Below are 25,714 nucleotides of genomic sequence, written 5' to 3' on the forward strand. Positions count from 1 at the left end.
ATCAGCACAAGGCGGGTTTTTTATTTTCGACAATCAAAGAGGCTAAATAAATGAGACAGCTTAAGATCACAAAATCCATTACGAACCGCGAAAGTCAGTCACTGGAGAAGTACCTCCAGGAGATCGGTAAGGTGGATTTGTTGACACCAGAAGAAGAGGTGGAATTAGCTAAGCGGATCAAGCAAGGTGATCAAGCCGCTTTGGAAAAATTGACCAAAGCCAACTTGCGTTTTGTGGTCTCGGTAGCTAAGCAATACCAAAACCAAGGTTTATCATTAAGTGACTTGATCAACGAAGGAAACTTGGGTTTAATCAAAGCGGCTCAACGTTTTGATGAAACGCGTGGTTTCAAGTTTATCTCCTACGCCGTTTGGTGGATTCGTCAGTCGATCCTGCAAGCACTTGCTGAGCAATCGCGGATCGTTCGTTTACCACTAAACAAGGTAGGCTCTCTTAATAAGATTAATAAAGCGTTTTCCGAACTCGAGCAAGAGTACGAGCGTGAGCCATCTCCTGAAGAATTGGCAGATCAATTGGAAATTTCTACAGAAGAAGTAGAAACGACACTTGGTGTCGCTGCTCGTCACGTATCTATGGATGCTCCTTTCGTAGAAGGCGAAGACAACAGCTTGTTGGACGTACTTGAAAATACAGCGACCCCAGGCACTGACGCTGCATTGGAGTACCGGGAATCATTGCGCCGTGAAATTGAACGTTCTTTATCAACGCTGACTGATCGTCAGTGTGATGTCATCAAGTTGTACTTCGGTATTGGTGTTGAGCACCCAATGTCGTTGGAGGATATTGGCGACAAGTTTGGTCTTACCCGTGAGCGGGTTCGCCAAATTAAGGACAAGGCAATCAATAAGCTTCGTTCTGCTAATCGTAGCAAGCTCCTCAAGCACTATTTGGGCGCTTAATTTGATTAAAACCAAAGGTTTTAAATGAAAAATCCCGTCGATGTGAACATTGACGGGATTTTTTACGTGGTATAGCTTGAAATTTTATTTTACAAGCACTAACTCTGCAAGCCTATCCTTGTACCAGATGGTATGGTCGATCCTTTGCGAGTAACGATAATACCTCCCCGGATCATATAAGTTGGGGTTTCTGTATCTTCAAGGGAAGTGCTTCCATGAATTCGGACATTATCACCAATACGGCAATCTTTGTCGATGATCGCATTTCGGATGTAACAATTTGCACCAATACCCATTGCTGGCGTATCACCAAGCTCCTCAATCTCCGCTATCGTTTCATAGTAGTCATTACCCATGATGATAGCGTTGGATATTTCTGTATCCGTTCCAATACGAGAACGCAAGCCTATGATGGCATGATCTATCTGCCTGGCATTAACGATACACCCTTCGGCGATAATGGCCTGATTGAAAAAGGTGCCGAATATTTTGGAAGGTGCCAGCATCCGCGGGCGGGTATAAATTTGCTCTTCGTTATCGAACATATTGAAAGCCGGAACGGGGTCCGTCAGCGCAATATTAGCATCGAAGAAAGAACGAATCGTACCAATATCTTCCCAGTAGCCATCATAAGAATAGCTAGCTACCCGAAATTTGTTATTAATGGCATAAGGAATAATTTCCTTGCCAAAATCTGTAGCATCAGGGTTTTCATCGAAGAGCCGCTCTAGGAAGGTCTTGGAGAATATATAAATTCCCATGGAAGCCATCCAGTTTTTTCCTTGTGAGGTATATCTATCGGGCAAAGGAGAAGTCCAGTCTGAAAGAATATCCGCAGATGGTTTCTCTACAAAGCTTTCGATCATTTGGTTGTCATCCTGTTTGAGGATACCAAAACCAGGCGCGTCTTTATCATTAACGGGAATAGTAGCAATGGTTAAATCCGCTTTCTTGTCAAGGTGGTACTGAGCAAATTCAGCCAAATCCATCTGATAAAGCTGATCCCCTGAAAGAATCATTACGTAATCGTGATCATGATTACGTAAGTGGTGCATGCTTTGGCGCACTGCATCAGCCGTTCCTTGAAACCAGCTATCACTGTTTTGTGTCTGTTCAGCCGCCAGGATATCTACAAAGCCATGACTGAAAGAGTCAAAGTTATAGGTATTCTTAATGTGCTGATTAAGCGAGGCACTATTGTACTGCGTAAGGACAAACATCCGACGGATACCGGAATTGAGGCAGTTGGATATTGGAATGTCAATAAGGCGGTATTTACCGCCGATGGGTACTGCTGGTTTAGAACGTTGTTCTGTAAGTGGAAATAAGCGAGTACCGGCACCACCGCCGAGGATAAGACTGATTACTTTGATCATATACTAATGAATAGTGTAATTTTTATACCCCTCTGTTTTGGGGAAGAATAAAGGGATTTACGGTTTAGGGCTAAAAGTTAAAAAAAATGTGGTGTATTCTCCCCTTGCAGTCTTATTATTTTGCCAAATACTCCAGTTTCTTAAGTTTGTTTTAATGTTTGGCTGGCAGTTATTGCTGGGTAGAGATAAAAAGAATATATTTACGTAAGTACTTACGTAAATTATTTTGCAATGGAACCAGAATTTTATCAAATAGCAGGAGTAATGGCTATTGGTAGCCGCTTGCGTCGACTTAGTGAAATGGTCACCTTGGAGGGAGCTGCGATTTTTCGTTTACAGCAAATGAATTTTGAGCCACGCTGGTTTCCTGTGTTTTACATGCTAAGTCAGGGTGGCCCTATGCACGTAACAGATTTGGCTCAGCGGATTGGCCAGTCGCACGCCTCGGTGAGCCAGGTGGCCAAAGAGATGAAAAAAAATGATTTGCTTACCAAGGTTCGCGATAAGCAAGATGGCCGAAAAAGCCTCCTTTCGCTCTCTGAAGCAGGGGAGGCTATCGCCGGAAAGATGGCCGATTTTTACGATGATGTCTATCAAAGTGTAGCCGACCTACTTAAGGAAACGGATCACAATTTTTGGGCTGCAATGCAGGATCTAGAACTCGCACTAGAAAACAAAAGTATCACACGAAGAGTACAGGAGCGGCGCAAATCCCGCCTCTCGGCAGCCATTGAGGTTGTACCTTATTTACCGGCTTACCAGCAAGCTTTTCGAGATATTAATGTGGCTTGGATCGAGCAGTACTTTACGATGGAAGCCGCTGATTTCGCAGCACTTGATCATCCTCAGGCTTATATTCTGGATAAAGGAGGCTTCATTTTTGTCGCCCTTTTTGAAGGGGAACCAGTAGGTGTCGTAGCAATGCTTAAAATGCCGAATGCTTCCTACGAGTTGGCCAAAATGGGCGTAAGCCCTCTGGCACAAGGGATGGGGGTAGGTTATTTGTTGGGAAAAAAGGTGATTGAAAAAGCCAGGGCGCTTGGGGCCAGTCGCCTGTACCTAGAAAGTAATACGGTATTACAGCCTGCCATTCATCTTTATTATAAATTAGGGTTTACCCGTTTAGTGAATAAGATTCCTAGTCCTTATGCTCGTTCTAATATTCAAATGGAGTTACTACTCGATTGATTGAGATTTGATTATTATTGCAGTAATAGTATACGTGTTTTGCATGAGAAAACTTTAGACAGTTTCGTAGTCTTTGTATATAATAGAAAGATAGTATGCTACCCTTTTACATAGAAGGGTTAATTTTGTGAAATAATTTCAATACTTCATATGTCATTGCCCATCCCCAACCGCAACCGTGCCCAGATTAGTCGGGCAGCTATTGAACGCCTTTATATTGCGATGCGCCATCTTTTTATCCGAGGGAGTTATAAACCGTTGGGGGTATCAGGAGAGGCTATGATTGAAGCGTTGACAGAACTACGCCCAGAAATTTATGGCAGTGTTAACGAGCCAGAGCGAGTAGAATTGAATGGTTTGTTTTACATCTTCCAGCGTTTACCTAAAGGCATTGAAGAGTGCCGGTTTGTAAAGCTGATCTCTCGTGAAGGGTACGAACAGACAGACTTCACGCCTATTGTTCCTCCTGCTCGTCGACGGAATGCTTACCGGATCGATAAAGAAGAAATGTATATTGAAATGACGCGAGGTCGTAGTGACATTTACGATATTCTCACGCATCTCACCTTTATGTATATTGAATCTGAAAAAATTCGCAGAAACAGCGAAAACCACCGAGGAGCAAAGCGACGGGAGTGGAATATGTTGGAAGAAATTGTCAAACGCGAAGAGGCTGGCGAAGAATATAACCGAGAGGTAGCTTACACTTATTTGAGTACTTTGCTGGGGAGAACCTACCAAGAGACGATAACTGCTTGTGAGCGCTTTGATAATGACCCCAACGTAAATAGTATTTTCCATATTACTTACTGGCTAGGCTGTCTATCTTCCCAAGAAGATCAGGAGAAAAAAGATCGCGAGATCAGTTTCTCCAGTACTTTGCGGGACATGATTGGTCACCATTTGCATGGTAGCCGCTGGGCACATGCCATAAAGGAGGCTCTGCATGAACACAACATGAATGGCCGTCCGCTACACATTATCAGTGCAAACTTGCACAGTGTGATGAATTGCCTGTATGCCGAAGCAGCACTGCCCAAGGAAGCAGCAAAATACCCAACCAAGGAGTTGTTTCAGCTTTTGAGTTTGCCCGAAAACGGTAAGCTGCGGCAGCGTGTCACGGATTATGCCCGACAGCACGGAATGGTACAGTTGGATGATACCAGTGGAACCAATATTTCGGTACAGTTTTTTGATTTGTCTAAAATAAAAAAAGCACCTCGTTCACTGGAGTGGAAGCTGCCAGAAAAGAAAGAGGAGGTGCCGGTGGTTTTTGTGATGGACTACGCCTTTGGCGAGCAAGCCTACGAAACGATGGATGAACTCCTTCGGCCTCATGAGACGGTTGATTATCACCATGATCTTCCAGTAGCGTCCGTCAACATAATGGGCAAAGCGGGCATATTGGAAGGAGGGAAAGGCGATATTATGGTACCTTCCGCTCACGTTTTTGAAGGTACTGCTGACAACTACCCCTTTAAGAATGACCTTTGTAAGGAAGATTTTGAAAACGACCTGGGCATAGGCGTTTTGGAGGGGTTGATGATTACCGTTTTAGGGACGAGTCTCCAGAACCGAGATATATTGCGTTACTTTCGGAAATCGTCATGGCAAGCGATTGGTTTGGAAATGGAAGGAGCCCATTATCAAAAAGCGATCCAGGCAGCCAGTAAAATTCGCCATAGTGTGAATGAAGATGTAGTTTTACGTTACGCCTACTACGCATCTGACAATCCCTTGGAAACGGGGTCAACACTGGCTAGTGGTAGCTTGGGCTTGAGCGGAGTAGCTCCAACATATATGATTACCCGTGTATTCTTAAACAAAATTCTGGCTACCAGCCGCTAGTATAAAATCATTATTCATGCGCCCTGATCTTTTTGGTATTGACACCGCTATAATTACTACTCGAACGTTGACGCGCCGCTTGCGTGAAGGGGATGGGCTGGAACTTTATGATTTGATTCAAGAGAATTCCAGTTATATAGAAGATCATTTTCCCATTCTCGTAGAGCTGATCCGCACACCCGAAGAAGGGGAGGAGTTTGCAAGGCGTTCATTGGCCAAGTGGCTGCTTCAGGAAGAATTCACCTTTGGGATATGGCGCGTCGATGAGGCCGATATGATAGGTTATCTGCACTTTCGCAACATCGACTGGCAGACCCCGCGTGCTGAAATCAGCTACTTCCTCCATCAGGACCAGGCAGGGAAGGGACTGATGACGGAGGTCATGTCGCGTATGATACAGTTTGCGTTTAAGCAACTTCAGCTCAATAAATTGGTCCTTAAAACCTTGGTAGATAATTACAATAGCCAACGCTTGGCCCGTAAGGTAGGCTTCCGCCGCGAGGGCGATCTGCGCCACGAATACCGCAAAGCCTCCGGCGCCCTGCTGGATGTGATGTTGTTTGGATTGACGCGGGAGGAGTATGGGTTGTAGGGCAACAAGGCAACAAGGCAAATTCATGAATTTGCCTTGTTGCCTTGTTGCCTTGTTGCCTTACGAGAAGAGATTGTATCCTGACCGACGCTATCCAAATATTAACACTGATTTTCATCATCCTCTAAGGTTTTTGACCACGCTATTCTTTACCTTTACGATGTGAGACAGCTAATTGTCATATTAACCTTACTCTGCCTTATGGCGCAGGTGCTTACGGTACCTTTTCTGGCTTTTCAATTGGAAAGCCAGCGGGAGGAGGTGGCTGTGCCCATGTGTGTCAACAAGGATGCACCTGAGTTGGCTTGTTTTGGTAGCTGTTTTATTAGTCAACAATTAACGGAAGCTTTTGAGCAGCAGCAACAACCTGGTGCTACGCCAGAAGCTGCCAGCCTTTGGCAAATTCCTCCCTTTTCTACTCCTGTGCAAGAACATTGGCTACTGAATGTACCAGCTATGTTCACCCCTGTTGTTGTGTCTTCTGACGACGACTGGCAGGAGCGTCAATATGTACACCCTCAGTGGCATCCACCCCGGGCGTAATTCCTTTCTTGTCCTTCTATTGAATTAAGAGCATTTTTGGTACTTACTAAGCTTGAAAAACAATTCTTTTAGGAGCGCTGTCGGCGCTCAAAATAGTTTACGTAGCCCATCAAGCGTACAATTTTGAGTTCAGCGAGAATTCTGAATTATTGATTTTCAAATCAAATCTGTCTCAAATAAGCTCTAACACAATTCGGTATCATCTGACTTATGTGTTCAGCCTGAAATAACTTCGTCAATACCTTGGTATTGGTGATGTCTCAGACCGTAAGTCTTGTTGGAAAGCAAATAATCAACTCAATTAAGTTTCTTATTCTGAGGAGCTAGTGTTCGCTTTTTTTCATAGGAAAAGGAGGCACTAGGCCGAGGACAGTTAGTGGAAATGTTCGCAAAACATAGGGTAAGACCTTTGTCTCAACGAGTATTTTAGCTATTAGATCAGTATCATTATGCGGACGATTATCCTTTTGCTGCTCTTATTGGGAGTGGGCAACCTACCTCAGCTTTCAGCCTGTGAGGCCTGTGGGTGTAGTATTATGTTTTGGGAAATGGGGCTTACCCCTCGTTTTCAGTCGCACCAGCTTAGTATAGGGTGGAACCATCAGCGGTTTACGTCCTATAGTAGTCTGGAGGCTAAAGCCCTTGGGCAGATTGGGAGCGAAGAATATTTTCAACAGATGGACCTGCAACTACAGTTGCGGCTGCACGATCGTTGGCGGCTGAGTGTGGCCTTGCCTTATGCTTTTCTGCAACGTGAGATAGCAGGCGAAACTTGGAACCTCAATGGCTGGAGTGACCCTAGTGTACTGCTACAATACGTAGTGCTGGATCAGGAGAACAAGAAGCGTACGGAATGGCGTCATCGGCTGAGTGCTGGTGTGGGAGCTAAGCTACCGTGGGGCCAGCAAGCCAAACTACCAGAAGAGGACAACACCCAAGTCAACTTTCGTTTGGGAACGGGTAGCCTCGATGGTATGGCCTACCTACAGTATGTGTTGCGCCGTGGAGATTGGGGTCTGAGTGCCGATGTGCTGGCCAGCCGTAACGGAGAAAATGAGGAAGACTACCGCTATGGCCATCGCTGGAGTGGACACCTGACAGTGTTTAACGTGATCGCCAGTGGCAAACTGGGAATTATGCCTAGTCTGGGATTGTACAGGGAGACGGCAGCCGAAGATGTGCAGCGCGGTTATTACCGGAGTCATACTGGGGGGCAATACACCTTTGGGCAGCTTGGACTACAGGTGTTTTTTCCTGCATTCAGTACTACGCTTCGTTATCAGCATCCGCTAGAGCAAAAATGGGCGGAAGGACTGACGGAAGCTGGTGGTAGGATGACTGTACAGTTTACTTACTTTTTTGGAGGAAAGCCGCTTGGAAGTTAAGGTGCAAATACTTGACTTACTTGGGGAATGCCCGGCCTAGTGCTGTGCAAGGGTGGCCCCGCCCAAAGCGGGGACAGACAGCGACCCGATTAAATCGGGGTCGCTGGCCAAGCGACTAGCGCGCCCTGGAACATAACGCCCGACCGAAGGGAGGGAGGCCCCAAAAGGTGCTAAAAACAAAACAAATGAAGAATCACTATAATTTTTATGTATTGCTGGTAATGGCCCTGGTGTTGGCTAATTGTCAAAAAGAGGAGGGGCCACAGGTGGATGTTTCGCCCCCTTTGATCGACATTGTTGAACCAACCAATATTGCCAACTATGTGGCGGGGAGCAACCTGGAACTGATTGTAAATATTGACGAAAATCAGGAGTTACACGAATTCAGTGTAGTGCTTAGGAATGCCGACCGGACTTATGCACAGACGTTGGCGGGAGGGCACTTGCACGCTACGACTTACCGTATTGATGAAACTTTTACGTTGCCGGATTTAACTGACCAGGTGTATACCCTGACGGTGAAAGCCAGTGACCACAACGAAAACCTGGCTTCTGCAAGTGTAGAGCTGGTGGTAGAATAATTTCAATCCATTTTTAAAATTTAAAACAAAAAATCAAGATGAACTTTAACAAATTAATGCTGGCATTACTGGTGCTATCGGTGAGCCTTTACAGCTGTGATGATGACGATGTAAGCCGTTTGGACTCGGATGTAGCTTTTGAATTTGATTATTCTTTTGCGGGTAGTGACTTTGATTACGATCAGGTATATGACCTCAATGGGACGGCAGTGAGTTTTCAGACCGTACAGTTTTATGTAGGCGGGATCACGCTGCACCCGGAAGAAGGTGATGCGGTGACCGCTGATGGCAAGTACCTTTTGGTGAAGCCCAAAAGCGGTGCGCAGGAAGTGATGAACGTAGATAAGAAGCACTACCACATGGCGGAGTTTTTTGTGGGTGTAGCACCTGCTGAAAATGACCAGACGGCGGATGATTTTGATACTCGTGACACGGAGACGGACCCATTGGCTCGCCAAAGTGATCCACCAATGAACTGGAACTGGAATGCCGGTTACATCTTTGTGCGCATTGACGGAATGGTAGATCTGGATGGCGATGGTACGCCTGAAACCGTGATGGAATACCACTTGGGCAAGGAGGCTTTCCGCCGGACAGTTGCCAAAGATCTGCATACCGATATCGAGGATGATAGCCAGACGCTAGCCTTTGGTTTGGATGTAGCGGCCCTTTTTAATGATATTGATATATCCCAGACGTACAGTGTGCATACGGGAGATGACTTAGCAACTTCAGCCATTTTTGCGGACAATATTGCGGATGCGATTACGAAGAAGTAGGAGATTGACCCATCTCAGCCCCTGCCCTTGAAAGGGTAGGGGCTTTGGGAGGGTTGGGCGGACTATGGACTGGGCACTGGGCACTGGGCAAATTCATGAATTTGCCTTGTTGCGCCTTGTTGGCCTGCTTTCCTACTAAAAGATAACAATGAAACGGAGTATGCCTATGAGGTGTTTGAAGATGCTGGCCGGGAGCCTTCTGCTACTGCTGTTGCTGGCTTGTGAGCCTGAGGTAGCAGTGCCAGACGTAGATGATACGCCTTATGGTTACGAGGTGCCAGCGGGTTTCCCGATACCCGTGGAGCCAACTGAAAACCCCTTGACGGTAGCAAAGGTAGCCTTGGGGAAGCGTCTTTTTTACGACCCCATCTTATCGGCAGATGAGACGATTTCTTGCAATAGCTGCCATCGGCAGGAGTTTGCCTTTGCGGATAATGTGGCCATCTCGCCGGGAGTAGCTGGCCGACTGGGGATGCGCAACGCCCCATCTTTGGCGAACCTGGCTTACGTGACCGTTTTTCATAAAGACGGTGGTGTGCCGAAGCTGGAGATACAAGCGGGTTCCCCTATTGAAGATGCGAATGAGATGGATCTTTCGATCTTTGTGGCCGCTGATCGGATCAATGCCTTGCCGGAGTATCGCGAGCAGTTTTTGCGGGCCTTTGGCCGCGAGGCAGATGCCTTTACGATTACGCGCGCCCTAGCGGCTTTTCAGCGGACGATGATCAGCGGTAACTCGGCCTACGATCAATACACTTATCAAGGGGTGAGTACGGCTTTGAGCCTTGCTCAGTTACGTGGCCGCGATTTGTTTTTTAATGACGAACTGGCCTGTAGCGCTTGTCATTCAGGTTTCAATTTTACCAATGACGGATTCTTTAATAATGGATTAGAACTGGATCATAGTGATGACTTGGGCCGCCGGAGGGTGTCGTTGGATACCTTGGATATTGGCAAGTTTAGGGTGCCTGGTTTACGAAATATTGCGCTCACGGCACCATATATGCACGCGGGTAATTTACCGACGTTGGAAGCCGTAGTTGATCACTACAACAGGGGCGGGGTAGGGCACCCTTTGCAAGATGAACGTATCCGCCCCTTGGGGTTGACGGATATCGAAAAGGCAGACCTGATTGCCTTTTTGGAGAGCCTGACGGATGAGACGTTTATTGCAGATGAACGGTTTAGGGAGTAGACATAAGGCAAAAGCAAGGCGCAACAAGGCGCAACAAGGCAAATTCATGAATTTGCCTTGTTGCGTTTTTGTATAAAATCCATTATTTTCCTTCTTTTATCTCTCTGAATTTTACGAAATGAAAACCAATCACGAGTATGATCGGCCTTTCCACCGACAGCCATGGTGGGATTATTCGGCACCGGGTAGCTATTTTATAACGATCTGCATTCAAAACCGAGAACGTTTGTTGGGGCATATTGAAGATGGCGAGATGCATTTGTCGCCTTACGGTGAAATTGTTCGTGCTGAGATTTTAAAGATTCCCGATTATCATGATCGCGCCGAACTAGGCGAATGGGTAATCATGCCCGATCACATTCATCTCATTATCACCTTGACGGAATGGAAAGGGTTTGATATTGAACGTCCTGCATTTCGCTGGCAATCACTGACTACCAAAGAATACATAGCACTGCGCCGCCGTATGTTGATTCCCAAAATCATCGGTAAATTCAAAATGCTGACCTCCAAACAGATAAATATCCTACGCGGCACATCAGGGCAGAAAACGTGGCTGCATAATTACCACGGTCATATCATTAATACGAATACCAAAGGGGAATACGAACGGATTGCGCGCTACATCAGAAAGAATCCTGAAAACTGGGAAGGGTGATCGCAAATCTCCACCATAGGGCAATAAGGCAGCATAATAAGGCAANNTTGCCTTATTATGCTGCCTTATGCTGCCTTTTTTCCTAAATTGCAAACCTACCCAATAACCGTAAAAACCCACCCATCCCTATGGCTATGACTGCTGAGGCGATTGTATTCGCCATTAACTCCGCCATTCGACTTGGGCGCAACGCCCAACGGGCTTACGCTAAAAGTCTTACCTCTAAAAGTATCGTACTGCCCCTGCCCAAATTTAGCGGCACCCCTAATGCTTTTACTGCCCAGAATTTCTTCGATAATGACGATGAAGTCACTGGTGGAGCGACCTACCTGAAAAAAATGGAACGCCTGGCGGATATCCATGACCGCTTCAAAAATGGAGTAGGGGATGCTGTGCCCACCAACCAGGAGTTGGATATGTACGTGGCGGCCTACGCGCAACTGAGTACACTTGTAGCGCAAGAAGCAAGTTCTACCTTTCAGGATGGCTTGGATGATGACCGCATCAATGCCGACGAGCTAGTAGCCCTTCTTAGCATCCGGCAGTATACACACGACAGCGCCAAGCATACCAATCCATTACAAATGGTGGCGGGGACTTTGGTAGAGATTGGTATCGACTACTTCAACCGCATCCCTGGCGCATTGAATGAGCAATCGGCTACGGGCCGTACGCTCAAGCATTTCCTCAAAGCTTTTGATGAACTAAAACTGAGTGACAATGTCGCTCTTCACAGGCAGTCGCGCAAGATCGTCCCACAATTGTTTATCGCTGCTGCGGAAAGTATCAGCGACTTGGGACAGGATGCCACTAACGATCCCAAGGTTCAGGGTTTCATAAAGGTGGCGGGTAAAGGAATTGCAGAAGATTTGTTTCGCCGCCTCGAACACATCAGTGATAGCGACAACCAGGAAGAGGCCGTCAATTGGGGGCGTTTCTTGCTCCGCAGTACCGTCTCCAATGCCGGGAGCTACGTCTTTGCGTCGCCACGTGAATTTTTTGATACCAATAGCGGTGCCAGCGAACTCATCAAGGCTACCAGCACCGTCTTGCTCGATGCTATCCTGCAAGACCCTGATAAAATTAATATAAAGGATGGTCTGAATGCGCATACCCTCGACCGCCTGCTCAAAAGCAGCTTTGGCGTACTGGCCGAACACCCACAGCTGATTCATCATAAAAATGGCTTTCAGGAAATTGTAAGTGGCGTAAGCAGTGCCCTCAAAGATTACGACTACCGCCGCCCGGACCTTTTCCCGGAATTGGTGCGACTAGTACTAGAACAAACGGGCCAAAACCTTCGCCTGTTTCGCCAACCTCATGACGACCACGGTCCCGGAGCAGGTAACGGACACGACCTACTGATCAGCGCAGTGCAGTTGATCCTCGCAGAATTGTCGCGCCCTGTCAGCGATGGCCAGTGGCGCCCCCGACTGAGTAAGTCTCAATTGCTGTTCATCACCGAACAGCTTCTCGATAAAGTGGTGCGCAACCCCAATTGGATGATTCACCAAGCGGATGGAAAGCCCCTCCTGGCTGCCGTCATCAGAGCTACGATGGACGGACTTGCTCGGATACCCGCTACCGAACGCCTGAGTGCTGCCACCTTTGAATGGCTCCTACAGCGGAACCTGCGCGTAGTAGCCGCCAATGAGCTAGTGTTGCAAAAGATAAAATGGAGCAATGACGGTGAAGAAGAAGCCGTTTTGCAACAAGCGCTCAACCTTGTTTTCGCTTTCGTCTTCGAACGAGAGCATACCACATCGGGCGACCGTAATGTCTTGCTGTTCGAACTGCTGGATTATATCTTTGATGTCATTATCAGCCGTCATCCTGATAAGCGTGGTTTGCTGCTTACCGACCTGATCCTCTTCTCGCAACCCAGTGTCAATTACCAGGGAGGTTTCAACCGTAAGCTGGCCAATCAGCTGGTGGATGCCGCTTTGGCTACCCTTGCTGCTCACCCTGAGTTGATCAGCCGACAAGCTGCGCTAGGGGAAATCGTCGCTGGTATCGCCGGGGCATTGGATGCTTCCAGCTTTAAGCAAGAGGATATTTTGCTAGAATTGGTGCGCCTGAGTTTGGAAAACACAGCACTCAATGCCCACCTCATTGTCAATGCCGAATCGGACGAGCCGGAATATCTACTGGTGGTCTTCATCCGCGAGCTACTGTTGGCGCTTTCTACCAAGGAAGCTGGCGAAGAAGTATGGCAACCGCAGCTGACACCGACCGAGGCCATGATGATTGTAGACAACTTGGTCAATGAGTTGATCTTGCACCCCGAATGGGTGGTGCGTGGTCCTGATGGGCAGGTCATCTTCCGCGATGTACTACAAGCCGTGCTGGCCGCCTTGCACAATATGCCTCCAGGCGTGAAACTATCGCCCGAACAGCTAGAATACTTGATAGCGCTGGCGCTCACGGCAGCAGTTACCAGCGAGGCCGTGATGGATAAAATCCCTTGGGGCACCGATACTGAAAAACGATCTGTGCTGGAACGGGCTTTGTCGCTCATCAGTACCTTCATCTTCCACGAGATGAAAGTGAGTGGTGGCGAACGTACGGCCCGCTTTGCGGAATTGGTAGAATATGTATTGGACGTCATTCTGGCCTACCACCCCGACCGGCGTGGCTTGCTATTGGTGCAGCTCATCCTCTTTAGTGAAGACGACATTGATTACAGCCGTGGCTTTGATGAAGACCTATTGACGGACCTGATCGAGTCTGCACTGCGGGTAATGGAACAACAGCCCGAATTGGTGAGTAGTGAAATGGCGTTACAAGCTATCGTTCGCGATTTGGCCAAAGACCTTGATGCAGGCGACTTCCGACAGAAAGGAATTTTACCGGAACTGTTGCGCATGAGTCTCGAAGCCAGCGCCCTGAATGCCCACCTCATCGTTGATGCTGATGCCGACGAACCTCGCTTCCTTATCGTCATTGCGCTGCGGGAATTTTTAGGCCGTTTAGCCAGTACTGGCACGGATGGTAAATGGCGCCCACAACTGACAGGGGATGACATGCTCGGTCTCGCGGAAGAATTACTCGATGCAATCGTTGATAATCCGGCCTGGGTGGTGCCTGTTGGCAAAACCAAGCCCAGCATTTGGCAGGAGGTATTGCAAGCCATCATGGATGCGCTGGCCTTGTTGCCCGCCGATGCGCGCCTTTCACCTACGGTTTTAGAAAACCTCATACTGCTCAGTATGCATACCGCGGCGACGAGCCCACAAGTATTGCAAAAACTAAAATGGGGCAGCGACGAGCAAGAAAAAGCCATTCTGGAACGTGCCTTGCAGATGTTGGTGAACTACGTTTACCCGCCCGATTCTACTGCTGATAGCGAACGTCTGGAGCGGTTCCTGGAGTTGCTGGACTTTGTATTGGAAACGATTATCAGTCAGCACCCCAATAAACGCAGCTTGATTTTGCTTGACCTGTTGCTCTTTGAGTCGGAGGTAGACCTTACCCAGGGCTTCCAGCCTGATTTGGCCGAAGAGCTGGTGCAGGCCGGTCTGGCTATCATGGATGCGCACCCAGAACTCATTGCAAAAGAAGCGGTATTCCAAAAAATTCTCAGCGATACGGCGGGAGCCTTACGGGCCTCTAAGACGGACATCAAGCACCTTTTGCCTGAGTTTATTCGCCTTATTTTGCTATACAGTAGTGGTCATTTGGAGCGCCTGATGCGGATCAGTCCCAATAGCCCACGTATTTTGGTGGCGGTAGCCCTGGAGCAGGTTTTGCGGGTTGTCACGCAACCACCGAGCCGTGGCAGCTGGTCGCCGAAGTTGACGGATCAGCAATTATTGGAGATCATCGAACTGGTGCTAGAGCGCGTCATCGAACGCCCGGAATGGGTGGGCAGCGACCGCCTCATTCAGCTCACATTAGAGGCCATTTACACTGCTATTGGCGAACTGAAACGAGACCAACATCTACCTTTCGAGACCATCAGTTTCCTCGTAGGTGCCGCCCTCGACGCCGTAGGTCAACGCCGCCAGCTTGTACTTGAAGTGGTGAAACCCGACGGAGGTAAAGAACAAATGGTGCTGCAATATGCGCTGGGTGAAATTTTTATAGAACTCTACGACGAGCAAACCGGCACCTCTGCCTCTTGGACCCTGACGGAAGCCGAAACTTTACAGACCATCCTCGAAAGTTGCCTGGTCGTACTGGCTACTGGCCCCGCCGATCAGGAAACGGTGGACGAGCTACTCGCCGAAATTCGCAAAGCCGCCGAAGACATCAACAACAACCTCACCTTCGCACTGGAAGACTTGACGGAAGGGTTGGAGAATGTGTAGGAACAGCACGGAAACAAATCGAGTTTTGTTTTCTGCGCAATACTTAGTCGTTTTTGGGCGCATCCCTGGCGGGTCGCTCCCTTCCGGGGTTCGCTTTGCTCCGTACCGACCTACTGGCNNGCCAGTAGGTCGGTACGGAGCACCAAAGGTTCACACCCTCCAGGCAGCTTGCGCGGGGGCATATTTTGTGGATTGGAGTGCCTAGATTTAATTGCTCTACGCTCATTGTAGTCTGGAGACTAACATGAGCGTAGGATAGTATTTGGAGTAATAAAGAACAGGATGGACAGGGAAGAAGCAATAAATAAACTAGCCAGAATTAAGCTGAAAGAACTATCTGAAGAAGAAAGAGCTTATCAACTTGAAACATTGCTTAGTGAAAATGGACACTCCCCCTGTTAATATATACCCTATTGGTCGGACTTTTGAACTCAAAGCTGGTCTTGTCCTAGAGCGTGAAAAGAATTGGAAAGGTGAAATAGTACCGAAAATGTGATAGTGTATTCTACCTAAATAAGAAGGAGTATTTTGAATAACACCTTGGGCAAAATCGTGTTGCATAACGAACTACATATATCTCTAAAAAATGAGAAAAGAGCATCAAGTAATAATTGAATTAATCACATCATATTTAGAAAAGAATCCAAGCCAAAGGTTTGGACAAGCTCTTTTCAATCTAAGAGTAAATGAATTTCAAAATACGCTAGACCCAAAGTATCCCAATTATACCTTAAGAGATATTTATAATGATGACGACCAAGAGATCGCCAGTCGAATTCAAAGGCAATTAGACTGGTTTAACCTTCAAAAGGAGGTTAATTCTAAAATTTCAAAGGCTAGTGGACTGGAAGGAATGACCGTAAATGAAAGACTTGATGCAACAGGCTTAATTGAGGTATTTAATCAAGTGAAAGAATTGAATGTTGAATACGCAAAGTACATTTTACGAGCATTGAAAGTTGATGATGAATCAATCACGTAGATATGTCCCAACCGTATGATCGCACTGGTACGATTAGCGCGATATTCAGCCATAGCAGAAGGTAAGAGCAAGCCATGATCTTTCCTCCTCCAAATTTGTGTAAATGCATAAACGTATTTATACAAATGGGGCCCATTCTTCCACGATATCTGCCGAGAACCTCACGATCTTCGTCGAGAAAAGAAAATTTATGGCTTTTTGTTTTGCACCTTAAATAAAGAGCTGGTAGCAATACCGATGCTGAATATCTGAACACCTTTTAAAATTATCGCAATATGAAAAAGTATCTCATTAGTGCTGTTTTGCTTCTTTTTTCACTTGGTGTTTTTGGGGTCAGAATCTCTAAAGGCGTGACCTTTAAGCAGAATGTAAGCGGTTACCTGAAACGGGCTGCTGATGCGAATACCATTGATATGGCCAATGCAGAGCTCACCAAAGTCATCAACTACTTGGAGGCCAATAATCTTACCAGCGGCTACACCTCGGTGATGTGGGAAACTCCCGACGAGGACATCGGATTTTGGTACCAAAACCTGAAGGCCAGCCAGCAGGAATTGGAAACCCTCAATTCAGACAGCGCCCTCGAGCGTACCAATGTTTTGATGAAGTTGCGCGAAACCCTGCTCGATACTGGTGAGAAAACCAAAGTAACCATACCGAAAGGACTGAGTGTTTACCCCGATAACTTGTTTTGGGGCATACTTACCCTTAGCGCTTTTATAGCCATGATGGCTGGTTTTATTGTACTTATCCCAAATGAGGAAAAGAACAATGCTGAAAAAGTCGCAGGAGAGTAATAATTTAGCGAGTCATTCTGAAAATGGGTGACTCACTTTTTTAATAAAAATACTCCAAATGAGACTTGCCAATATCTATACCTTATTCCTTTTTCTAGCTGTACTGAGCTTTAGTAGTTGCGAAGCGACCAAAGCTTACCAGGAAGCTCAAACGGCCTTCAGTCAGGGAGCAACGGTGGAAATGCAGGAGCGTTTTGCGGATGCTGCCGACCAACTACCGAGCAACTTTGTCTACTTCGATGATTTGTATAAAAGCAATGCGCCCATTGACGAAGGTGTGACAGCAGCCGGGTATTATGAATCGGCTATGGGAGGGATTCTCAAAGCACTTAAGGGAGAAGGCCAGCTTAAGAAAGCTAAAGCCCTCGACAACGCTTATGCCATCAAAGCACTTACGCATTGGCGGCAAGGTGAGTACGACGCAGCTCGGGAAGCTGCTGAAAAAGCAGTACCACTACTACAGCACAATGCTGGTGAAGAGAATGATATTCGAGACCTGGCCATGATGCAGGCAATGCCTGGTCTTATCAATATGGATGAATCTTTTGGCGCCCTCAATGAAATTAAAGAACTGGGAGAAGAACTAGCCAATACACGCGCGATTTCGAAAAAAGCAGCGCTCTACGATGAGATAAAGGTGATCTACTTGGCTGCTGTGGCTAGTGATGAAGACGGTGCAAGCTCTGTTACCCGCGGTTTGTCGTTGATTGAACGAGCTATTGAAGGAATAGATGGAGAGAGTGCTATAAAACTCTACCTACTTAATGCTCAGTTGGCGGGTATGGATAACTGGGGGGATATTCTGGAAGTTGTCTTCCTGAGCGCTCGCCGTCTCAACGCCAGCCCAGAGGAAGTCAATTGGGTGATGGAGGAACGCAGCACTTATAATACCAACGTGAAGTCTTATCTCAGTAAGCTGGAAGCAGCCCTGCCCAACGGCAAAGACAATAAACTGTATGCTTATTGGGCACGGCTGCTAGCTGGAAATATTTAGCAAGGGAGATTAAGTCGTCGGTACTTGGTACAGCGATTTTTTTTCTTCTCCAAGTTTTTTCAAAGTGTAAAAATGAGACCTTAGGGCCGCCCCAACGGTAGGGTAAGCCTTGTAAGGTACATCGAATTCAACTGCGGTCGCTTTGACGATTTTAGTCAATGCTGGCAAGTGAATTTGTGAAATATCCGGAAATAAATGGTGGGCTACATGATTGTTGAGTCCACCAGCAATCCAGGTGACTACACGATTGTAGGGGCAAAAGTCAGAAGTGGTTTCCATGATATGGCGAGCAAAAGAGTTATTGATGATGCCATTATTATCTGGCTCTGGCCAGCGGGTGTAATCACACAGGTGAGTGACTTGGAAGATGACACCCAACGCAATGCCAGCGATGAAGTTTCCGCATAGAAAACCCGCGATGATCTGCCAAGCTGGGGCGTCAAGAATCGTAAGTGGTAATACCAGCATGTAGGTGATGACCACCAACTTTGTAGTCACTAGCCACAGTATTTCCTTTCGGGAATGCTCCTCCATTTTGATGAAGCCGATCCTGTTTCTGCTAAAGGAAAAAAAATCCAGGAAGAAAATTTTGAAGAGCGTAGCAAAAGCATAGATGGCCAGTATGTAGTACTGTTGGTATCGATGAAACTTAAAATATGCAGCGCGCGGATGGAACCGAAATAGCTTAAAAGAATCAATTGCAGAGTCGTACAACGGGATATTGGGCACGTTATGGTGAGACTTGATGTGATTGAAATCCCACATGTAGGAATTGATGCCGATGAAATCAAATACCCGGTTCATTGCCCCGTTTACCTTAGGGTTTGCCGAGAAGGCATTGTGACTGCCGTCATGAGCGATCCCTACAGAGACCAAGAAGACGGTAAAGTAAAATGCCAGCTGTAAAAAGAAGAGGCTCCAACCTTGAAATTGGTTCGAGATGATAAGGGCGTATAAGCCTGTCCAAAGAAAAAATTGGAAGAATGCTTTACCAACCATCGGAGGGTTTGCAAACTTGGATAAATGTTGATCTCGGAAATAAGCATTTACGCGTTCGCGCATAATGCGAGCAAAGGGCTCTTCTTTTTTAGAATACCGTATAAGCGGCAATTCGGGTGCTTCGTAGACAGAAGTACTCATGGTGTTGGGTTTAAGGTGTATAGGTGTGAAGACAGTATTAGCGAAGATCTCGATTTTAGTCAAAAGCTTCGCTAATATTCAATTTACTGATTTTTAACTGAATATGGAATAGTTGTGAGTTTTTGGCCTACAAATTATCACTTAAGTCGTCCATGCTTTGACTGTAGACCGGTAACTCTTACCGATGGGAACGGTCATTCCATTGGTCATGAAAATCTGGTTGCCTTCCAGGTAGTTGATGCGTGTTTTTTGAAGGATAAAAGATTTGTGGACGCGTGCAAACTGCTCTGAAGGCAGTTCTTCCTCAAAGCTGGTGAGCGTTCTGGGGGTGAGCAGAAAATTGTCGCCGGTCCATACTTTGACGTAGTTGCCATAGCTTTCCAGGCAAATGATATCACGGAGGTTGATTTGCAAAAAACGCTTGTCTACTTTTAGAAACAGCTGGTCTGGCGCTTCCTCAGCAGGTGGCATTGTAGGCAGAGGGGAAATAGGGGAGGCTGGCTGACTCCGTTTCTGGGCCTGATGGACCGCCTTGAGGAACCGTTCAAAGCGGAAAGGTTTCAGCAGGTAGTCGCAGACTTGAAGTTCGTAACCTTCCAGTGCATACTCTTCGTAAGCAGAGGTGATGATTACCAGTGGCTTGCGGTCGAGGGTGCGGAGAAAATCCAACCCTTTTAATTTAGGCATCTGGATATCCAGAAAAAGCAAATCGATGCTATGCTGTTGCAAAAGTGCATAAGCATCCGTAGCCTGATACACCTGCCCTACAATATTGAGGAAGGGGACATCTTCTGCGTACTTGAGGATGACTTTGTGCGCCAGTGGCTCGTCGTCGATGATGAGGGCGTTGAGGGTATTCATAATTCAAGGCTTAGACTTAGTTCCGCAAGGTAATCGTGGTCGCTGCTTTGGAGGTGTAGTTCATGTCGGTCGGGGAAAAGAACGCTAAGGCGGCGGCGTAGATTAGGCAGCCCTAGGCCACCAGCTTCAGCAGCAGGGCTGTTTTTTTCAAGAGAGTTATGACAACGGAAATGAACTGTTTGACCTTGCTGGCTTAAGTGCAAGTGTAAAAAAGAATCCTCTCCAGCGGGTTCGATGCCGTGTTTGAAGGCATTCTCTACCAAAATAATAAAGAGAAGCGGGGGAACGAGGATATCCTCATCTGCAATGTCGGTGGTGAAGGTTAAATCCAGCGGTTTATGCAAGCGTAGCTTTTGCAAATCAAGATAGCCCTGCAAGTACTTTACCTCTAATTTTAAGGGCACAACTTCTTCCTGGCCTTTGTAAATAACGTAGCGCATCAACTCCGATAATTGCAGGATGGTTTCAGGGGTTGCTTTGTCCTGCGTCAGGCTCATGGCGTAGAGGTTGTTGAGCGTGTTGAAGAAGAAATGCGGATTGATCTGCTGCTTCAGTAGTTGTAATTCGGTGACTGTTTTCTCTTGTTCCAGTGTGCTGATGGCATTGGCCTGGCGGTACCATTCAACCATGATGATGAACGGTAAGCTAAGGAGGAAAAAAGCAATAGCAAGGGTGAAACTCAAGTCTGAAAATACCTGAGGAACAAGCCCCAGCGGGTGAACTTTTATTTGGTCGATTACCGGAAAAAAGCTGATGACCTGGTTTTGTATGGGAACAAAAAGGAGCAAGAAGCCCACTGTGCCGAGGAGGTAATAAAGCAGCCCTTTCTTGCGCAATAATTTATTGAAAAGAAAGTGATGGTGGACGTAATAAATAGGATAGTAGCTCAGGTAAACCAGAAAGGTTTGCAGTACCGCAATTAGGTAGTAAAGGAGTGTTTGAGTACGGCTAAATTCCTTGATGTAAGCGTGGAAATAGTTATTGGCGAGTACAATCGATAGCGAGAAAACCGCCACAATGACAACTGCTAGTCGGGGGATGTTCCAACTTAATAACCAATTGACCGTACGTGCGGTCTTGCGCCGTTGGCCCCACTGCAAGAGGCCTTCCAAAACCAGCAGCGCGAGCCAAAGAAACAACAAACCAAAGCGATTGACCTTTGCGGTAAACGCTAAACCTTCTGCAATGCCAGGGAGGTCTGTCAGGTAACAAGGCCAAGCGATGGTAACAGCAGCAGGTATCAGTATAAACACCACTACCCAGCCCACTCGTTTTGTATTAGTTGTAAGCCATGATTGTTGGCGGAGGCCTACCCACAAAAGCAAAGGCAGGAAAAACAGGCTAAGCCCAAGCGTAATGCCGATAAAATGGTGCCACACCAGTTGGTGGCTCATTTGCATAAAGACATAACTAAATAACAAGATGACAGCCAGAAACAACCATATTTCCTGCTGGAGGAAAAAGGTGGTAGTTATTCTGTTTTTGCTTTGGGCTCCTTTCATTTTGCGAATTAAAGCTATTCAAGTTTAAGGTACTAAAAGTAATGATGAAAGGCGAAATAGACGTGATGAAGGGGGGGCATCATGAAGGGAAAAATCCATTGAAAAAGGATAGGCCACGAATTGAACAGATCAGACGGATTTGCACAGATTTAAATGAGGCTCCTTGTAGTCTAGGGACTAACATGAGCGGGTTTAGTGTTGATCTGCTGGTAAGAAGGCCAAAAAACCTCTGCGCCTTTGCTTCTCTGCGCGAAATAAAACTTTATAGATGCCTACTCCCCCTTTCATCATCCCAAACCTGCCTTTGATCACTAAAAGTAGGCATTGTGGGCACATCGCTTCACATTTGTACCATTGATTAACCTAACTCGCTGAAGAATAGCACGAAAATAAAATGCGATTTTCTGCGCAATACTAAATATGGAACTACGAATAGACAAGCTCACCAAGACTTACCCCAACGGCGTCCGTGCCCTGGATAACCTATCGTTAGAGATCGGTACCGGGATGTTTGGCTTGCTTGGCCCGAATGGCGCTGGTAAATCTACCCTCATGCGAACGATAGCTACCTTGCAGCAACCGGATAATGGTGAGATCACCTTTGATGGAGCCAATGTACTGGCACAGCCGATGGCGCTGCGTTATCAGCTGGGATACTTGCCACAAGCATTTGGGGTGTACCCCCGGATGTCTGCGGATCGCTTACTCGATTACTTGGCAAGCCTGAAGGGGATAAGCTCTCGCCAAGAACGCAAAACATTGATCGACTACTGCCTGGAAGTGACCAACCTGACGGGGGTAAGAAAAAAGCATGTCAGTGGTTATTCCGGAGGTATGAAGCAACGGTTTGGTATTGCGCAACTCTTGCTCAATAAACCCAAGTTGATCATCGTCGACGAACCCACCGCCGGCCTGGACCCAGCGGAACGGCAGCGATTTTTAAATATTCTACGGGAAATCAGTACAGAAAATATCGTCATCTTCTCCACCCATATCGTTGATGATATCAAGGACCTCTGCACAGATATGGCGATCATGAACAATGGCCGGCTCTTACAGCACACCCACCCCGAAGCTGCCATCGCCGACTTGTCCGGACAGGTTTGGACCACCAACATCCCCCGCGAGCTACTGCCCCAAACGACTGCTACTCACCTCGTGCTATCCTCTGCTTACAACCGAGACAATAGCCTCCGCGTACGCGTATGGAGCAAGCAGCAGCCCTCCCCCGATTTTGTTGCCGCACCCCCTAACCTGGAAGACGTCTACTTCGCTGCGCTCGGGCAGGAGGAGGGCGGTGTAATAGTGTAAAAGTTGGGTAGGTGTAAGGGTTGGGTGATTCCACAAGTGGCGTCAAATACCTCCCACTTCCCACTTCCGACTTCCGACTTTACCTAAAGCATCCCTTTATGTCCGATTTTTCAACCCTTACACTTTTACACGCTTACCCTTAAAAAAAACTCATGTTCCTAACCATCTTCCGTACCGAAATTAACCACTGGCTCCGCCAGCCTTACGTCTATCTTTTTGGTGGCTTGCTGTTTGTTATTTCCCTGGCCACCATGTGGGGAATGGCCGCCGAAGCTACCGGTGGTCCGGATGCCGAAATGCTGAATTCTCACTTTCGGATCAACTTTATGAGTAACTACCTTAGTTTGTTGATGTTGTTTGTGTTGCCCGCGACGCTAGGGGCGGCTGTATACCGCGATTTTAAAAGCGAGATGTACACCTTGTTGTATGCTTATCCGATTACAAAGCCTAGCTATTTGGCTGCAAAATTTCTGGCAGCATACCTTGTCACAGTAGCAGTGGTGCTAACGATTGGTTTTGGTTTCGTGTTAGGAACCTACATGCCGGGTGTCAACCAAGAGGTGCTCTTGCCGTTTGAGTTTGGGGCTTATGTGCAGTTATATGCGGTGTATATTTTGCCTAATATGCTACTGTTCGGAGTACTTGTTTTTGCTATTGTTACCCTGACACGCAATGTGTACGCTGGTTTTGTGACCATCATTTTGGTGATCGTTTTTCAGGGCCTGTTGGGTGGCTTGCTCAGCGGAGAAGACCTTGGATATTGGGCCGCCTTGCTGGACCCGGTTGGGGACACTGCGGTGAAATATTCCGTAAGATTCTGGACAACGGCTGCGCGCAATGAGCAAGCTTTACCTGTGAGTGGGGTGATTTTGCATAATCGGTTGTTGTGGATGTCGGTAGCGGTGATGGTTGGTGCTTATGTTTATTGCAAATTCAATTTTCAGCAGTTTTCTCAAAATAAGAAGAGCAAGAATAGTGATGTAGTCACTCAACGGCGAGCGATCTCCTTTTCTCCGACGCAAATGCCCGCCGTTAGCTATCAGTTTGGGTTTACCCATCGCTTGCGTACCCTTTGGCAAATTGCGAAGGCAGACTGTCGTTATATCGTACTGAGTTGGCCTTTCCTGGTGATGCTTTTTGCGGGTTTTATGTTGGTCTATTTTCAGCAGCACCAGATGAACCCCATGTATGGTTTTGATATATTGCCCACTACGGGGCGGATGCTCAAGGTGCCGATGTTTATCTTCAGTTTGGTGATCAATTTGTTGACCTTCCTGTACATAGGAGTACTCCAATTCCGAGGGCAAACCACCCGCATGGGCGCATTGGTAGATACGGTGCCGCAACCCAATTGGCTGCTAATGTTGTCAAGATTAGTGGCGGTGCTACTGATGCAGTTATTACTTTTAGGCTTGGTGATGATAGCGGGGATACTGGCACAAACGCTTCAGGGCTATTATCGCTACGAGCTATGGCATTATGTTTTTGAATTGCTGGGCCTACAGTTTATCCACTTTGTGATTTGGGCTTGCGTGGCCATGTTGGTGCAAACCCTGGTAAAGAACATGTACCTCGGATTCTTTTTGTTGCTCCTCATGCCAACGGCGGTAGCGGGATTACGCGTAATTGGTGATTACTTGAAATGGCCTTTCTTGCGCGAAAGCATTATTCAGTTCAATCAGGTGCCAGGAATCACCGTAGGTTTTAGCTATTCAGAGCTGGCGGGCTATGGGACTATCCTGCCGTTGTATTATGCCTTTAAAAGTTACTGGCTGGTGCTGGGAATTATTTTTTTAATGCTCAGTTTGCTATGGTGGCGACGTGGCATTGTATTTACCTGGCGAGAACGTTGGCAAGTGCTTCGTCAGAGGTTCAATAATGGATTGCGAACACCAATTATCCTGTCTAGTGTCTTGTTTCTTTTGATGGGCGGCTACCTTTATATGGAAGAAAATGTTTGGGCAACAGCCCAATATACCACCGCTAAGCAACAACGCATATCAGCCTTGAACGAACAGCGATACCTGCGTTTTCAAGGCTATCCCCAACCAATGATTGCCGGGGCTGATATCAAAATGGATATCTATCCGAAAGCACGTGACTTCACCGCCAGTGGGCAGTTGTATTTTGTCAATAAGCTGGAGCAAGCGATTGATACCATTCTGGTCTCTAAAAGCTTTAGGGAGATTACCGAATATGAGTTGCTACAATCTCACAAGTTGGTCAGTAATGACGAAGAGGTACGTTTTGATGTGTGGGCACTTGACCAACCGCTGGCCAAAGGTGATACGCTGGCGATGAACTTNNCCACTGGCCAAGGGCGATACGCTGGCGATGAACTTTTCAGTACGAAACTATCCCAATACGCTTTTGCACGATAACAGTCGGGTAACAAAAAATGGTACCTACATCACCGCGAATATTTTACCCCGCCTTGGTTTTAGGGAGCTTTTTCTGAGCGGTGACGAAAAAAGAGCCAAATACGGCTTGCCTCCTCGCGAAAACCGGGAGTTGTTACCTTCCGACACGACACTTTTGGGCTATACTTTTACCGGCAATAATATGGATCGTATCATTTACGAAACGACCGTGAGCACCGCTGCTGGCCAGGAAGCTTTTTCGATGGGCAACCTGGTGCGTTCCTGGACGGAGGGGGATCGCCATTACGCGCATTACCGCTCAGATGGATGGATTACTAATAATATATCGTGGTTATCGGGGCGCTATGTCCGCAAGACGGCCTCTGCGGAAG

At 47.0% G+C, this 25,714-nt stretch carries 20 protein-coding genes; 16 read left to right on the forward strand and 4 right to left on the reverse strand.

Annotated elements, in window-relative coordinates; all coding sequences use genetic code 11:
• The first annotated feature begins 50 nt into the window (after nucleotides 1-50).
• Entirely contained in the window at nucleotides 51-920 is an 870-nt protein-coding gene (locus tag ACRBG0_RS11745) for a sigma-70 family RNA polymerase sigma factor (protein WP_020536853.1), read from the forward strand.
• A 98-nt stretch (nucleotides 921-1,018) separates the two neighbouring features.
• Here the strand turns inward: ACRBG0_RS11745 and ACRBG0_RS11750 are convergent, their stop codons facing one another.
• Nucleotides 1,019-2,296, reverse strand: a complete 1,278-nt coding sequence (locus ACRBG0_RS11750; protein WP_431487079.1) for a glucose-1-phosphate adenylyltransferase — start codon at nucleotides 2,294-2,296, stop codon at nucleotides 1,019-1,021.
• 231 nt (nucleotides 2,297-2,527) lie between these two features.
• Here ACRBG0_RS11750 and ACRBG0_RS11755 point away from each other — a divergent pair, with 231 nt between their 5' ends.
• The 13 genes from ACRBG0_RS11755 to ACRBG0_RS11815 all read left to right on the forward strand — a co-directional run bounded on the left by ACRBG0_RS11755 (nucleotide 2,528) and on the right by ACRBG0_RS11815 (nucleotide 18,148).
• Nucleotides 2,528-3,484, forward strand: a complete 957-nt coding sequence (locus ACRBG0_RS11755) for a bifunctional helix-turn-helix transcriptional regulator/GNAT family N-acetyltransferase (protein ID WP_431487080.1) — start codon at nucleotides 2,528-2,530, stop codon at nucleotides 3,482-3,484.
• Nucleotides 3,485-3,634: 150 nt separating this feature from the next.
• Entirely contained in the window at nucleotides 3,635-5,332 is a 1,698-nt protein-coding gene (locus ACRBG0_RS11760) for a DUF6909 family protein (RefSeq protein WP_431487081.1), read from the forward strand.
• Nucleotides 5,333-5,348: 16 nt separating this feature from the next.
• Nucleotides 5,349-5,924, forward strand: coding sequence for a GNAT family N-acetyltransferase (locus ACRBG0_RS11765; RefSeq protein ID WP_431487082.1), 576 nt, complete (start codon nucleotides 5,349-5,351; stop codon nucleotides 5,922-5,924).
• Nucleotides 5,925-6,086: 162 nt separating this feature from the next.
• On the forward strand, nucleotides 6,087-6,467 hold the full coding sequence (locus ACRBG0_RS11770; RefSeq protein ID WP_431487083.1) for a hypothetical protein: 381 nt from the start codon (nucleotides 6,087-6,089) through the stop codon (nucleotides 6,465-6,467).
• Nucleotides 6,468-6,916: 449 nt separating this feature from the next.
• Nucleotides 6,917-7,852 carry a hypothetical protein gene (locus ACRBG0_RS11775; protein ID WP_431487084.1) on the forward strand — a complete coding sequence of 312 codons (936 nt, stop codon included), beginning with the start codon at nucleotides 6,917-6,919 and terminating at the stop codon, nucleotides 7,850-7,852.
• A gap of 185 nt (nucleotides 7,853-8,037) precedes the next feature.
• On the forward strand, nucleotides 8,038-8,433 hold the full coding sequence (locus ACRBG0_RS11780; RefSeq protein ID WP_431487085.1) for a hypothetical protein: 396 nt from the start codon (nucleotides 8,038-8,040) through the stop codon (nucleotides 8,431-8,433).
• Nucleotides 8,434-8,471: 38 nt separating this feature from the next.
• The gene (locus ACRBG0_RS11785) at nucleotides 8,472-9,212 is read left to right on the forward strand and encodes an MbnP family protein (RefSeq protein WP_431487086.1); all 741 of its coding nucleotides are present in this window, start codon (nucleotides 8,472-8,474) and stop codon (nucleotides 9,210-9,212) included.
• 148 nt (nucleotides 9,213-9,360) lie between these two features.
• Complete coding sequence (locus ACRBG0_RS11790; RefSeq protein WP_431487087.1) at nucleotides 9,361-10,407, forward strand: cytochrome-c peroxidase; 1,047 nt, start codon at nucleotides 9,361-9,363, stop codon at nucleotides 10,405-10,407.
• 118 nt (nucleotides 10,408-10,525) lie between these two features.
• Complete coding sequence (locus ACRBG0_RS11795) at nucleotides 10,526-11,065, forward strand: transposase (RefSeq protein ID WP_431487088.1); 540 nt, start codon at nucleotides 10,526-10,528, stop codon at nucleotides 11,063-11,065.
• A gap of 128 nt (nucleotides 11,066-11,193) precedes the next feature.
• Complete coding sequence (locus ACRBG0_RS11800; protein WP_431487089.1) at nucleotides 11,194-15,375, forward strand: hypothetical protein; 4,182 nt, start codon at nucleotides 11,194-11,196, stop codon at nucleotides 15,373-15,375.
• A gap of 586 nt (nucleotides 15,376-15,961) precedes the next feature.
• A complete protein-coding gene (locus tag ACRBG0_RS11805; protein WP_431487090.1) occupies nucleotides 15,962-16,357 on the forward strand; it encodes a hypothetical protein in 396 nt (131 codons plus the stop codon).
• 275 nt (nucleotides 16,358-16,632) lie between these two features.
• Nucleotides 16,633-17,154, forward strand: a complete 522-nt coding sequence (locus ACRBG0_RS11810) for a hypothetical protein (protein WP_431487091.1) — start codon at nucleotides 16,633-16,635, stop codon at nucleotides 17,152-17,154.
• A 58-nt stretch (nucleotides 17,155-17,212) separates the two neighbouring features.
• A complete protein-coding gene (locus ACRBG0_RS11815; protein WP_431487092.1) occupies nucleotides 17,213-18,148 on the forward strand; it encodes a hypothetical protein in 936 nt (311 codons plus the stop codon).
• A gap of 9 nt (nucleotides 18,149-18,157) precedes the next feature.
• Here the strand turns inward: ACRBG0_RS11815 and ACRBG0_RS11820 are convergent, their stop codons facing one another.
• The 3 genes from ACRBG0_RS11820 to ACRBG0_RS11830 all read right to left on the reverse strand — a co-directional run bounded on the left by ACRBG0_RS11820 (nucleotide 18,158) and on the right by ACRBG0_RS11830 (nucleotide 21,651).
• Nucleotides 18,158-19,288 (reverse strand): fatty acid desaturase family protein, encoded by a 1,131-nt coding sequence (locus tag ACRBG0_RS11820; RefSeq protein WP_431487093.1) that lies wholly within the window; start codon nucleotides 19,286-19,288, stop codon nucleotides 18,158-18,160.
• A 141-nt stretch (nucleotides 19,289-19,429) separates the two neighbouring features.
• A complete protein-coding gene (locus tag ACRBG0_RS11825) occupies nucleotides 19,430-20,149 on the reverse strand; it encodes a LytR/AlgR family response regulator transcription factor (RefSeq protein ID WP_431487094.1) in 720 nt (239 codons plus the stop codon).
• Nucleotides 20,146-21,651 (reverse strand): sensor histidine kinase, encoded by a 1,506-nt coding sequence (locus ACRBG0_RS11830; protein WP_431487095.1) that lies wholly within the window; start codon nucleotides 21,649-21,651, stop codon nucleotides 20,146-20,148. Before ACRBG0_RS11830 ends, ACRBG0_RS11825 begins: the two co-directional genes overlap by 4 nt.
• Before the next feature lie 420 nt (nucleotides 21,652-22,071).
• On the opposite strand from ACRBG0_RS11830, the gene ACRBG0_RS11835 reads away from it, so the two are divergent.
• Nucleotides 22,072-22,962, forward strand: a complete 891-nt coding sequence (locus ACRBG0_RS11835; protein ID WP_431487096.1) for an ABC transporter ATP-binding protein — start codon at nucleotides 22,072-22,074, stop codon at nucleotides 22,960-22,962.
• 152 nt (nucleotides 22,963-23,114) lie between these two features.
• Nucleotides 23,115-25,267: ABC transporter permease (locus ACRBG0_RS11840; protein ID WP_431487097.1), on the forward strand; the 2,153-nt coding region annotated here is incomplete at its 3' end.
• Nucleotides 25,268-25,714: the final 447 nt, after the last annotated feature.

Origin of the sequence: Lewinella sp. (assembly GCF_050633125.1) — a bacterium.
Taxonomy (GTDB): Bacteria; Bacteroidota; Bacteroidia; order Chitinophagales; family Saprospiraceae; genus Lewinella.